This is a genomic window from Methylobacterium sp. 4-46, assembly GCF_000019365.1.
Lineage (GTDB): Bacteria > Pseudomonadota > Alphaproteobacteria > Rhizobiales > Beijerinckiaceae > Methylobacterium.
On sequence record NC_010511.1, the window covers coordinates 4,846,933 to 4,859,720 of the forward strand.

Below are 12,788 nucleotides of genomic sequence, written 5' to 3' on the forward strand. Positions count from 1 at the left end.
ACTGAACCCCGAGCCGTAGCCCCGAGGCCGGACCCCGAGCATGTACCACGCGATCATCTTCCTGCCCCTCATCGGCTCCCTCATCGCCGGCCTGTTCGGCCGCCGGATCGGGGCCAAGGCGAGCGAGGTCGTCACCACCTCGATCCTGTTCTTCGCCGCGCTCCTGTCCTGGGTGGCCTTCTTCGAAGTCACGGCCGGGGAGGGGCACGGGGCGACCCGGATCCAGGTCGCGCATTGGTTCTCGGCCGGCGACCTCGTCGTCGACTGGGCGTTCCGGGCCGACACGCTCACCGTGGTGATGCTGGTCGTCGTCACCGGCGTGTCGTCGCTCGTGCACCTCTACTCCATGGGCTACATGGAGGAGGATCCGCACCGGCCGCGCTTCTTCGCCTACCTGTCGCTGTTCACCTTCGCCATGCTGATGCTGGTGACGGCCGACAACCTCGTGCAGATGTTCTTCGGCTGGGAGGGCGTCGGCCTCGCCTCCTACCTGCTGATCGGGTTCTGGTACGAGAAGCCCTCGGCCAACGCCGCCGCGATGAAGGCCTTCATCGTCAACCGGGTCGGCGATTTCGGCTTCTCCCTCGGCATCTTCCTGGTCTTCGTGCTGTTCGGCTCGGTCGCCTTCGACGGGATCTTCCCGCGCGTCGCCGAGGTGAAGGATGCGGGCTTCCACTTCCTCGGCACCGACTGGAACGCGCTCACGCTCGCCTGCCTGCTGCTGTTCATGGGCGCGATGGGCAAGTCGGCGCAGTTCCTGCTGCATACCTGGCTGCCCGACGCCATGGAGGGCCCGACCCCGGTCTCGGCCCTGATCCACGCCGCCACCATGGTGACGGCCGGCGTGTTCATGGTGGCGCGGCTCTCGCCCCTCTTCGAGGCGGCGCCGGCGGCGCTCACCGTCGTCACCGTGATCGGCGGCATCACGGCCTTCTTCGCCGCGACGGTCGGCCTGGTCCAGAACGACATCAAGCGGGTCATCGCCTACTCGACCTGCTCGCAGCTCGGCTACATGTTCGTGGCGCTCGGGGTCGGCGCCTACGCGGCCGGCGTGTTCCACCTCTTCACCCACGCCTTCTTCAAGGCGCTGCTGTTCCTCGGCGCCGGCTCGGTCATCCACGCGATGCACCACGAGCAGGACATGCGGAACATGGGCGCCCTGCGCCGCTACATCCCCTTCACCAGCCTGATGATGACGATCGGGACGCTGGCGCTGATCGGCTTCCCGTTCACGGCCGGCTACTACTCGAAGGACGCGATCATCGAGGCGGCCTACATGTCGACCCGGCCGGGCCACGTGCTGGCCTTCCTGGCGACGGTGGTCGCGGCCTTCTTCACCTCGTTCTATTCCTGGCGCCTGTACTTCCTCACCTTCGAGGGACCGGCCCGCTGGCAGCACGCCCACGCGGACGCCCACCACGGCGGCGCTCACGGCGATGCCCACCACGCGGTCGCCGCCCACACGCAGGAGGCGGATGGGGCGCCGGGCCACCACGAGGGCGTCGCCCACGACGACAAGGGCCACGACGTCGAGCCCGTCTCGCACTCGGACCTTGAGCATCACGGCGACCACCACGCCCACGTGCCGCACGAGAGCCCGCGGGTGATGACGATCCCGCTCGCCCTGCTGGCCCTCGGCGCGGTCTTCGCCGGCCTGGTGTTCAAGAACCGCTTCATCGGCGAGGGCATGGACGAGTTCTGGAAGGGCGCCCTCGCGCATTCCCCCGACAACCACATCATGCACGCGATCCACGAGGCCCCGGCCTGGGTCTCGGCCTCGCCCTTCGTGATGCTGGTGCTCGGCTTCCTGCTCGCCTACTGGATGTATCTGCGCCGGCCGGAACTGCCGAACCAGCTCGCCGAGAGCCAGCCGCTGCTGTACCGCTTCCTGCTCAACAAGTGGTACTTCGACGAGATCTACGACCGGATCTTCGTGCGCCCGGCGAAGGGCTTCGGCGAGTTCCTGTGGAAGGTCGGCGACGGCGCGATCATCGACGGGCTCGGGCCGAACGGCATCGCGGCCCGGGTGGTCGACGTGACCCGCGGCGTCGTGCGCCTGCAGACCGGCTACGTCTACCACTACGCCTTCGTGATGCTCGTCGGCGTCGCCGCCCTGGTGAGCTGGTACCTCCTGAACGGCGTCGGCGCCCATTGATGACCGCCCGCCTCCTCCCCATCGACCGGAGACGCGTCTGATGTTCGGCCTCGGGATCCTCTCCGGCCTCCTCATCCTGCCCCTCGTCGGCGCCGCCTTCATCCTCACCCTGCAGGGCGACGAGGAGGGGGTGCAGCGCAACGCCCGCTGGGCGGCGCTCGCCGCCACGGTGGCGACCTTCCTGCTCTCCCTCGTCGCCTGGGGGCGCTACGATTCCTCGACCGCGGCCTTCCAGCTCGTCGAGAGCCACGCCTGGCTGACCGAGTCGATCCGCTTCAAGCTCGGCGTCGACGGCTTCTCGATGCCGCTCCTGCTCCTCACCACCTTCCTGATGCCCTTCTGCATCGCGGCCTCCTGGCACGCGATCGGGCATCGGGTGAAGGAGTACTTCGTCGCCTTCCTGGTGCTCGAGACCACGATGATCGGCGTGTTCTGCGCCCTCGACCTCGTGCTGTTCTACCTGTTCTTCGAGGCCGGCCTGATCCCGATGTTCCTGATCATCGGTATCTGGGGCGGCAAGCGCCGGATCTACGCCTCGTTCAAGTTCTTCCTGTACACGCTGCTCGGCTCGGTGCTGATGCTGCTGGCGATCCTGGCCATGTACTGGCAGGCCGGCACCACCGACATCCCGACCCTGCTGCAGCACCGGTTCCCGACCGGGTTGCAGACCTGGCTGTGGCTGGCCTTCTTCGCCTCGTTCGCGGTGAAGATGCCGATGTGGCCGGTCCATACCTGGCTCCCCGACGCCCACGTCGAGGCGCCGACCGCCGGCTCGGTGATCCTGGCGGGCATCCTCCTGAAGATGGGCGGCTACGGCTTCATCCGGGTCTCGCTGCCGATGTTCCCGGACGCCTCGCACCTGTTCGCGCCGCTGGTCTTCGCGCTCTCGATCGTCGCCATCATCTACACCTCGCTGGTCGCGCTGGTGCAGACCGACATCAAGAAGCTCATCGCCTACTCGTCGGTGGCGCATATGGGCTTCGTCACCCTCGGCCTGTTCACGATGACCGAGCAGGGCATCCAGGGCGCGCTGTTCCTGATGATCTCGCACGGCATCGTGTCGGGCGCGCTCTTCCTGTGCGTCGGCGTCATCTACGACCGGATGCACACCCGCGAGATCGCCGCCTATGGCGGGCTCGTGAACCGGATGCCGCTCTACGCGGTGGCCATGATGGTCTTCACCATGGCGAATGTCGGCCTGCCCGGCACCTCGGGCTTCGTCGGCGAGTTCCTGTCGATGCTCGGCGCCTTCCGGGCCAACCCGATGGTGTCGTTCTTCTCGGTCTTCGGCATCATCCTGTCGGCGGCCTACGCGCTCTGGCTGTTCGCCCGGGTGATCTACGGCAAGCTCGACAAGCCGAGCCTGCGGGACATCGCCGACCTCGACCGGCGCGAGATGGCGATCCTCGCCCCGCTGGTGGTGCTGACGATCTACTACGGCTTCCACCCGAGCCCGATCCTCGACACCTTCGCCCCCTCCACCGAGGCCCTGATGCAGGGCCTGCGGGCCGCCCTCTCCTCGACCCAGACCGCCGCCGCGGCGCTCCCGGTCGCGCATTAGAGATCCCCGATGAACGCCGCCCAGATCGTCATGCCGTCCCTCGGGCCGGCCCTGCCGGAGCTGATCCTCGCGCTCGGCGCCCTGGCGCTGATCCTCTACGGCGCCTTCCGGGGCGAGCGCTCCGCGGAGGGCGTCACGGTCGGCGCCATCATCGTGCTGATCGTCGCGCTGTTCAGCGTCCTGACCCAGCCCTTCGCCGCCAAGGTCACCACCTTCAACGGCTCCTTCGTGGTCGATCCCTTCGCCCGGGTGATGAAGGCGCTGACCCTGATCGGCTCCCTCGCCGCCCTGCTGCTGGCCCAGGACCTGTTCAACCGCGCGCGCATCGCCCGCTTCGAGTACCCGATCCTGATCGTGCTGTCGTCGATCGGGATGCTGATCATGGCCTCGGCCAACGACCTGATCGGCCTCTATCTCGGCCTGGAACTGCAATCGCTCGCCGCCTACGTCATCGCCTCCTTCCACCGCGACGACGTGCGCTCGACCGAGGCCGGCCTGAAGTACTTCGTCCTCGGGGCGCTGTCCTCCGGCATGCTGCTCTACGGCGCCTCGCTGGTCTACGGCTTCACCGGGAGCGTGTCCTTCCCGGGCATCGTCACCGCCCTGCGCGAGACCCAGGTCAATCTCGGCCTCGTGCTCGGCATCGTCTTCGTGGCGGCCGGCGTGGCCTTCAAGCTCGCGGCGGTGCCGTTCCACATGTGGACGCCCGACGTCTACGAGGGCGCGCCGACCCCGGTCACGGCCTTCTTCGCCTCGGCGCCCAAGATGGCCGCCATGGCGATGACCGTGCGGGTTTTCGTGGGCGCCTTCCCGGGCGTGGTCGAGGAGTGGCGCCAGATCATGGTGTTCATCGCGATCGCGTCGATGCTGCTGGGCTCCTTCGCCGCCATCGGCCAGCGCAACCTCAAGCGCCTGATGGCCTATTCCTCCATCGGCAATGTCGGCTACGCGCTGATCGGGCTCGCCGCCGGCACCGAGGAGGGCGTGCGCGGCGTCGTCATCTACATGGCGATCTACCTCGCCATGACGCTCGGCGCCTTCGCGATCATCCTGGCGCTGCGGCGCGGCAACCGGATGTTCGACACGATCGACGACCTGTCGGGCCTGTCGCGCACCCATCCCTGGCTGGCCTTCTGCCTCGCCATGATGATGTTCTCGCTCGCCGGCATCCCGCCGCTGGCCGGCTTCTTCGCCAAGTTCTACGTCTTCGCGGCGGCCATCAAGGCGGGGCTGGTCACGCTGGCGGTGATCGGCGTGGTGACCAGCGTGGTCGGGGCCTACTACTACCTGCGCATCGTCAAGGTGATGTACTTCGACGAGCCGCAGGAATCCTACGAGCCGATGGCCCCGGGCCTGCGGATCGTGCTCGCCGCGTCGAGCGTGGTGGTGATCCTGTTCTGGATCGTCCCGGCCCCGCTGGTGGCGGCGGCCGGGACGGCCGCCCGCTCCCTGTTCTGACGCGACCGCATGGCGTTCTCCCTCGACCCCGCGGCGGAGGCCGCGGGGTACCGTCTCGAAGCGCACGACACCCTCGGCTCGACGAGCACGCAGGCCATGGCGCGCGCCCGCGAGGGCGCCGCGGGGCCGCTCTGGGTGGCGGCGCGCCGCCAGACCGAGGGCAGGGGGCGCCGCGGCCGCACCTGGACCTCGCCGGAGGGCAACCTCGCGGCGAGCCTGTACTGGCCGGTGCCGCCCGGCCTCGCGCCCGAGGAGGTCGCGACCCTCGCCTTCGTGGCCGGGCTGAGCCTGGAGGGGGCGCTGGTCCTCGCCGGCGGGCCGGCCCGGGAGGGCTCCCCCCCGCTCCGCCTCAAATGGCCGAACGACGTGCTCGCCGGGAGCGCCAAGCTCGCCGGCATCCTGCTCGAGATGGAGTCGCTTCCGCGGGGCGCCGCGCTGGTGGTCGGTTTCGGCGTCAACGTGGCTGCCGCGCCCGAGGGACTGCCCTATCTGGCCACCTCGCTCGCCGCGATCGGGCGGCCCGCCGAGGCCGAGGGCCTGCTGCGGCAGCTCACGGGAACTTGGCTGCGCTGGCTCCGGATATGGGATGAGGGCCGCGGCTTCCCGGCGATCCGCGAGGCGTGGCTCGCGCGCGCCGCGGGGCTGGAGGGGCCGGCGCTGGTTCGGGCGGGATCGGAACGGCTGTCCGGAACGTTCGAGACGATCGATTCGCGCGGGAGGCTGGTCCTGCGCCTGCCCGACGGGGCGCGCCGCACGGTCACGGCCGGCGAGGTGCATTTCGGTTCGGCCGCGACGGCGGCGTGAGGCGGGGGCCGGGACGGCGCCGGACGGGCGACGACGGCCGCGGGAGCGAGACTGGACGGGGCGCCCGGCGCCGCCGTCCCCGGCCGCCTGGGTGCGGCCGCAACGGACATGACGGCGCCGTGACCGTGACGGCAGTGAGCCGTTTTTCGAGGAGGGCCGCGACGGCGGCCCATGAGGTGTTGTGTGTCCATGACGACGAAGGGAGATGAACTCGTCTTCGTGCCGCTCGGCGGCGTCGGCGAGATCGGGATGAATGCGGCCCTGTACGGCTACGGCCCGCCCAATTCCCGCAAGTGGATCATGGTCGATTGCGGCATGGGCTTCGCGAGCGAGGAGCACATGCCCGGCGTCGACCTGATGTACCCGGACCTGAGCTTCATCGAGAAGCAGCGCGAGAACCTGCTCGGCATCCTGATCACCCACGGCCACGAGGACCATATCGGGGCGCTGGTCGAACTCTGGCCGCGGCTGAAGGTGCCGGTCTACGCGACGCGGTTCACGAAGAGCCTGATCGAGACCCGCCGGCTCAGCGAGCCCGGGGCGCCGAAGATCGACCTGCGCGAGATCCAGGTGCACGAGCGCCACCGCTTCGGTCCGTTCGAGATCGAGTACATCCCGGTCGCCCACTCGATCCCCGAGGCGAACGCGCTGGCCATCCGCACCGCCCAGGGCCTCGTCCTGCATACCGGCGACTGGAAGCTCGACGACGGGCCCGTCGCCGGCAACGTGACCTCCGAGGAGGCGTTCACGCAGCTCGGCGAGGAGGGCGTGCTCGCCCTGATCTGCGATTCCACCAACGTGACCCGGGAGGGCCGCTCGCCGAGCGAGACCGAGGTGGCGGCCCAGCTCGCCGAGCTGATCCGGAACGCGCCGCACCGGGTCGCGGTGACCACCTTCGCGTCGAACGTCGCCCGCATCCGCGCCGTCGCCGAGGCCGCCAAGGCCTGCGGCCGCGAGGTGGTGGCGGTCGGCCGCGCCATGGACCGGGTCATCGACGTCGCCCGGGAATGCGGCTACCTCGACGGGCTCGACGAGTTCCGCGAGCCCGAGGCCTACGGCTACCTGCCGCGCGAGAAGATCGTCGCCCTGCTCACCGGCTCGCAGGGCGAGCCGCGGGCGGCGCTGGCGCGCGTCTCCCGCGAGGAGCACCCGGAGATCGCCCTCTCGCCGGGCGACCGGGTCATCTTCTCCTCGCGGGCGATTCCGGGCAACGAGCGCTCGATCGGCGCGATCATCAACGACCTGATCGATGCCGGGGTCGAGGTGATCACCGACCGCACGGAGCTCGTCCACGTCTCGGGTCATCCGCGCCGGGACGAACTCGCCGCCATGTATCGCTGGACCAAGCCGCGCATCGCGGTGCCGGTCCACGGCGAGCCCCTGCACCTCGCCGAGCACGCGACCTTCGCCCGCAAGCAGGGCGTGGAGCAGGTGGTGAAGGCCCGCAACGGCACCCTGATCCGCCTCGCCCCGGGCGAGCCCGAGATCATCGACCACGTCACCCGCGGGCGCCTCTACAAGGACGGCATGGTGCTGATCGGCGAGAGCGACCGCGCCCTGCCGGAGCGGCGCAAGCTCTCCTTCACGGGCATCATCTCGGTCGCGCTGGCCGTCGACCAGCACGGGGAGATGAAGGGCGAGCCGGCCATCGACCTGATGGGCCTGCCGACCTACGGCCGCAAGGGCGAGGCGATCATCGACCTCGTCGAGGAGGTGGTCGAGCGCACCTTCGACGGCCTGTCGCGCCAGAAGCGGCGCGATTCCGAGGCGGTCGAGAACGCCATCGACCGGGCCATCCGGGCCGCCGTCAACGAGGTCTGGGGCAAGAAGCCCGCCTGCCACGTTCAGGTGGTCGAGATCTGACGGTCGCGCGCGCTCGGGGCGGGGCGAACCCCGCCCCCTCCGATCCGACGAAAGACCGGGTTGGCGCGCCGTGACCGCGTGTCAAACGAAAGGCGCCACTCGGAAAAGGAGCCAGGGACCATGATCGGCCGGTTGAATCACGTCGCCATCGCGGTGAAGGACCTCGACGCCGCCGCGAAGGTCTACCGCGACACGCTCGGCGCGGCGCTGTCGCCGCCCCTCGCGCAGCCGGAGCACGGCGTCACGGTCATCTTCGTCGAGTTGCCCAACAGCAAGATCGAGCTGCTCGAACCGCTCGGGGCCGACTCGCCGATCGCCGCCTTCCTGGAGCGCAACCCGGGCGGCGGCATCCACCACGTCTGCTACGAGGTCGACGATATCCTGGCGGCCCGGGACCGGCTGAAGGGCGAGGGGGCCCGCATCCTCGGCAGCGGCGAGCCGCGCATCGGCGCGCACGGCAAGCCGGTGCTGTTCCTGCACCCGAAGGACTTCCTCGGGACGCTGGTCGAGCTGGAGCAGGCCTGAGGCGTGCTGGAGACGATCCTCGACCGCGCCACCGCCTCGATCCCGCGGGCGCTCCTCGCCTGTGCCCTGGCGATGCTCCCCGCCCTGCTCGTCGCGACGGGGCCGTTCCGGCTCACCTGGTTCGGGGCGCTCGCCCTCTACTTCGTGGTCTGGTGGACGCTGCTCTTCTGCGTCCTGCCCTTCCGCGCCCGGGACGACGGGTCGCAGCCCTACGTGCCGGGCCAGGACCCGGGCGCGCCGCCGCTCCCGCAGATGCGGCGCAAGGCGCTGTGGACCACTCTGCTCTCGGACGTTGTGTTCCTGGCCGCCGTCGCGGCCTTCCCGCTCGCCGGGCTGTGATCCCGGCCGGCTCCGGGGAGCCGGCCAACCGTTACCGTCGCGCCCTTCCGCAGCGGCAGAGCCCGCACGCTTCGGCGAACCCCGCGCTCATTTGATGATGCGACGATCGGGACCTGAGAAATAAAAAAGCAAGGCTCGGGAGCCTTGCTTGATAAGCTTCTGGACGTTCTCGTCAGCCACGATCTTGGTCTTTCACCCCATCGGGTGTTTCGGCTGACTATTCCTCCCGAGACTCGGACCTTGCGTGCCGGCGTTCAGCACCGTCTGGGGTGCCTCGCACGGGCGGTTATAGGAAGAAGAGTTCGCATTGTCACGCCTTTCGAGGGCGCGTGTTGCGTTTTTTTGCATGGGGGCAGGCGAGGCCTGCTCCGGCGGGGCCGCAGCCGCTCCGACAAGTTCTATTCCGGTGGTCAGGATCGCAACGGTTGCATCGCGCGCGCCCCGAGGGGGACGACGCGCCGCTTGTGTTTTGGCGGAGCAGTGTGTTGTGTGCCCGGGCGAGTCGGGCCGGTGCGGCCCGGCGCGCGCCCTCGTGCCCGCCCAAGGTCCCGCATGCGTCTCAGCCGCTACTTCCTGCCCATCCTGCGCGAGACTCCGAAGGAAGCGGAGATCGTCTCGCACCGGCTGATGCTCCGCGCCGGCATGATCCGGCAGGAGGCCGCGGGGATCTACGCGTGGCTGCCCCTCGGCCTGCGCGTGCTCAACCGCGTGGTGGAGGTGATCCGGGCCGAGCAGGACCGCAGCGGCGCGATCGAACTCCTGATGCCGACGATCCAGTCGGCCGAGCTGTGGCGCGAATCGGGCCGCTACGAGGCCTACGGCAAGGAGATGCTGCGCATCCGCGACCGGCACGAGCGCGAGATGCTGTTCGGCCCGACCAACGAGGAGATGATCACCGCGATCTTCCGCTCGGCGGTGCGCTCCTACAAGGACCTGCCGAAGAGCCTCTACCATATTCAGTGGAAGTTCCGGGACGAGGTCCGGCCCCGCTTCGGCACGATGCGGTCGCGGGAGTTCCTGATGAAGGACGCCTATTCCTTCGACCTCGACGAGGCGGGGGCGCGGCACGCCTACAACAAGATGTTCGTGGCCTACCTGCGCACCTTCGCGCGGCTCGGCCTCAAGGCGATCCCGATGCGGGCCGAGACCGGGCCGATCGGCGGCAACCTGAGCCACGAATTCATCATCCTGGCCCAGACGGGCGAGAGCGAGGTCTATTGCGACCGCGCCTACCTGGACTTCCCGATCCCGCCCGGCTCGACGGATTTCGACGACGTCGCGGCCCTGCAGGCGACGGTCGACCACTGGACCTCGCGCTACGCGGCGACCTCCGAGATGCACGAGCCGGAGCGCTTCGCGGCGGTGCCGGAGGAGGCCCGGATGGCGGCGCGCGGCATCGAGGTCGGCCACATCTTCTATTTCGGCACCAAGTATTCCGAGCCGATGGGCGCGCGCGTGACCGGGCCGGACGGGCAGGAGCGGCCCGTGCACATGGGCTCCTACGGCATCGGCCCGAGCCGGCTGGTGGCGGCGATCATCGAGGCGAGCCACGACGAGGCCGGCATCGTCTGGCCGGACGCGGTCGCGCCCTTCGATGTCGGGCTCCTCAACCTGAAGACCGGAGATATTGCCACCGACGCGGCCTGCGCGCGGATCCAGGAGCAGCTGGAGGCGGCGGGCCTGAGCGTCCTCTACGACGACCGCGACGAGCGCCCGGGCGCCAAATTCGCCACCGCCGACCTGATCGGCCTGCCCTGGCAGGTGATCGTCGGGCCGAAGGGGCTGGCCGAGGGGCAGGTCGAGCTGAAGCGGCGCGCCACGGGCGAGCGCGAGACCGTGGCGCCCGACGCGCTCGCCGCGCGGCTGCGCCGGGGCGCGGCCGGTTGATGGCGCCGGCGGCGCGGTCCCGGCGCCGGAGCGCGGGGCGGCCATGCTGACGGTGCTGGAGCGCCTGCGGCGCCGGCTGCCGATCCTCGGCGGGGCCGGCGCCGGCACCCCGCCCTTCGCGCCCTTCGAGTGGGTGATCGCCGGCCGCTACCTGCGCACCCGGCGCAAGGAGGGGTTCGTCTCGGCCATCGCCCTGTTCTCGTTCCTCGGCATCATGCTGGGCGTCGCCACGCTGATCATCGTCCTCTCGGTGATGAGCGGCTTCCGCAAGGAGCTGCTGTCGAAGATCGTCGGCATCAACGGGCACGTCTTCGTGGCGCCGATCGACAAGCCGCTCACCGACTACGCCGACCTGTCGGAGCGGCTCTCGAAGGTGGCGGGCGTCACCCTCGCCCTGCCGATGGTCGAGGGCCAGGCCTTCGCCTCCTCGGCCTATGGCGGCTCGGGGGTGCTGGTGCGCGGCGTGCGGGCCTCGGACCTCGCGCAGATCAGGGCCGTGTCGGGCAACCTGCGCGGCGGCACCCTCGAGAATTTCGACGCCGCCGGCGGCGTCGCGATCGGCCGGCGCCTCGCCGACGCGCTCGGTCTCCAGGTCGGCGACACGATCACGCTGGCGACGCCGAAGGGGGCGACCACGCCCTTCGGGACCGCGCCGCGCATCAAGGGCTACGCCGTCTCGGCGATCTTCGAGGTCGGCATGTCGGAATTCGACGCGACCTTCGTGTACATGCCGCTCACCGAGGCGCAGGCCTTCTTCAATCGGGACGGCGACGTGACGGTGATCGAGGTCTTCCTCGACAACGCCGACGCGGTCGGCGAGGTGCGCTCGGCCCTCGACCTCGCCGCCGAGCGCCCGGTCGTGCTCACTGATTGGCGCCAGCGCAACCGCACCTTCTTCTCGGCGCTCGAAGTCGAGCGCAACGTGATGTTCATCATCCTCACCCTGATCGTGCTGGTGGCGGCGCTCAACATCGTGTCGAGCCTGATCATGCTGGTGAAGGACAAGTCGAGCGACATCGCGATCCTGCGCACCATGGGGGCGACGCGGGGCACGATCATGCGGGTGTTCCTGATCACCGGCGCCTCGATCGGGGTGCTCGGCACGCTGGTAGGCTGCCTGCTCGGCCTCGTCTTCGCGGCCAACATCACGGCGATCCAGCGCACGCTGCTGCCGGGGGTCTGGGACCCGACCGTGCGCTTCCTCTCGGAGATCCCCTCGGAGATCAACCCGAGCGAGGTGGCGGCGGTGGTGCTGATGTCGCTGGTCCTGTCGCTCCTCGCCACGCTCTATCCGTCTTGGCGGGCCGCGCGGCTCGACCCCGTCCAGGCGCTGCGCTACGGCTGAGGCGCGGCGGCCGCGCCTGGCCGCCTGAGGTGTTCGCGTTGATGCTGTCCGTGCCCGCTGCCCGTTCCGTTCCGCCCGCGCGCCGCGCGCCGCCCTGCGGGGCCTGATCCATCATGGACGAGTCCCACGCCCCGCAGCCGGTCCCGGCGCTGTTCCTGTCGCGGGTCGAGCGCCGCTACGCGCAGGCCGAGGGCAGCCTCGCCATCCTGCGCGGCGCCGACCTGGCGATCTGGCCGGGCGAGATCGTCGCGCTGGTGGCGCCCTCGGGCACCGGCAAGTCGACGCTGCTGCACGTCGCCGGCCTGCTGGAGCGGCCGGACGGCGGCGAGGTCTATATCGGCGGCCAGCCGAGCGCCCGCATGGACGACGCCGCCCGCACCCGGATGCGGCGCGAGGAGATGGGCTTCGTCTACCAGGCCCACCACCTGCTGCCGGAATTCTCGGCGCTGGAGAACGTGGTGCTGCCCCAGCTCATCCGCGGCCTGAGCGCCCGGGAGGCGCGCTCGCGGGCGGCCGAGCTGCTCTCCTTCCTGGGGCTGAAGCACCGGCTCGATCACCGGCCCGCGGAATTGTCCGGGGGCGAGCAGCAGCGGGTGGCGATCGCCCGCGCGGTGGCGAACGGCCCGCGCCTGCTGCTGGCCGACGAGCCGACCGGCAACCTCGATCCGCAGACGGCGGCCCACGTCTTCGCGGTGCTGGTCTCGCTGGTGCGCGCCTCGGGCGTCGCGGCGCTGATCGCGACCCACAATTTCGACCTCGCGGCCCGGATGGACCGGCGCGTCACGATCCAGGACGGCCTCGTCGTGCAGGCGGAGTGATCCGGAATCCGACGGATCGCTCCGCGAGGCGGA

Annotated in this window: 10 protein-coding genes; all 10 read left to right on the forward strand. The window is 70.1% G+C overall.

Annotated features, from left to right (window positions below; all coding sequences use genetic code 11):
- Positions 1 to 40 precede the first annotated feature (40 nt).
- The 10 genes from nuoL (at position 41) to M446_RS21120 (ending at position 12,755) form a co-directional block, all read left to right on the forward strand.
- Positions 41 to 2,155, forward strand: a complete 2,115-nt coding sequence (gene nuoL, locus M446_RS21075; RefSeq protein WP_012334132.1) for an NADH-quinone oxidoreductase subunit L — start codon at positions 41 to 43, stop codon at positions 2,153 to 2,155.
- A gap of 40 nt (positions 2,156 to 2,195) precedes the next feature.
- The gene (locus M446_RS21080) at positions 2,196 to 3,716 is read left to right on the forward strand and encodes an NADH-quinone oxidoreductase subunit M (RefSeq protein WP_012334133.1); all 1,521 of its coding nucleotides are present in this window, start codon (positions 2,196 to 2,198) and stop codon (positions 3,714 to 3,716) included.
- Between the two features lie 9 nt (positions 3,717 to 3,725).
- Positions 3,726 to 5,174: an NADH-quinone oxidoreductase subunit NuoN gene (nuoN, locus tag M446_RS21085; RefSeq protein WP_012334134.1), complete on the forward strand. Its 1,449-nt coding sequence runs from the start codon at positions 3,726 to 3,728 to the stop codon at positions 5,172 to 5,174.
- A 9-nt stretch (positions 5,175 to 5,183) separates the two neighbouring features.
- On the forward strand, positions 5,184 to 5,978 hold the full coding sequence (locus tag M446_RS21090) for a biotin--[acetyl-CoA-carboxylase] ligase (RefSeq protein ID WP_012334135.1): 795 nt from the start codon (positions 5,184 to 5,186) through the stop codon (positions 5,976 to 5,978).
- A gap of 189 nt (positions 5,979 to 6,167) precedes the next feature.
- Positions 6,168 to 7,841 (forward strand): ribonuclease J, encoded by a 1,674-nt coding sequence (locus tag M446_RS21095; RefSeq protein ID WP_012334136.1) that lies wholly within the window; start codon positions 6,168 to 6,170, stop codon positions 7,839 to 7,841.
- Positions 7,842 to 7,961: 120 nt separating this feature from the next.
- Positions 7,962 to 8,366 carry a methylmalonyl-CoA epimerase gene (gene mce / locus M446_RS21100; RefSeq protein WP_012334137.1) on the forward strand — a complete coding sequence of 135 codons (405 nt, stop codon included), beginning with the start codon at positions 7,962 to 7,964 and terminating at the stop codon, positions 8,364 to 8,366.
- Positions 8,367 to 8,369: 3 nt separating this feature from the next.
- On the forward strand, positions 8,370 to 8,705 hold the full coding sequence (locus tag M446_RS21105) for a DUF1467 family protein (protein WP_012334138.1): 336 nt from the start codon (positions 8,370 to 8,372) through the stop codon (positions 8,703 to 8,705).
- Positions 8,706 to 9,257: 552 nt separating this feature from the next.
- Complete coding sequence (gene proS, locus M446_RS21110; protein ID WP_012334139.1) at positions 9,258 to 10,592, forward strand: proline--tRNA ligase; 1,335 nt, start codon at positions 9,258 to 9,260, stop codon at positions 10,590 to 10,592.
- Between the two features lie 43 nt (positions 10,593 to 10,635).
- Positions 10,636 to 11,937 (forward strand): lipoprotein-releasing ABC transporter permease subunit, encoded by a 1,302-nt coding sequence (locus M446_RS21115; protein WP_012334140.1) that lies wholly within the window; start codon positions 10,636 to 10,638, stop codon positions 11,935 to 11,937.
- 113 nt (positions 11,938 to 12,050) lie between these two features.
- A complete protein-coding gene (locus tag M446_RS21120; protein WP_012334141.1) occupies positions 12,051 to 12,755 on the forward strand; it encodes an ABC transporter ATP-binding protein in 705 nt (234 codons plus the stop codon).
- Positions 12,756 to 12,788: the final 33 nt, after the last annotated feature.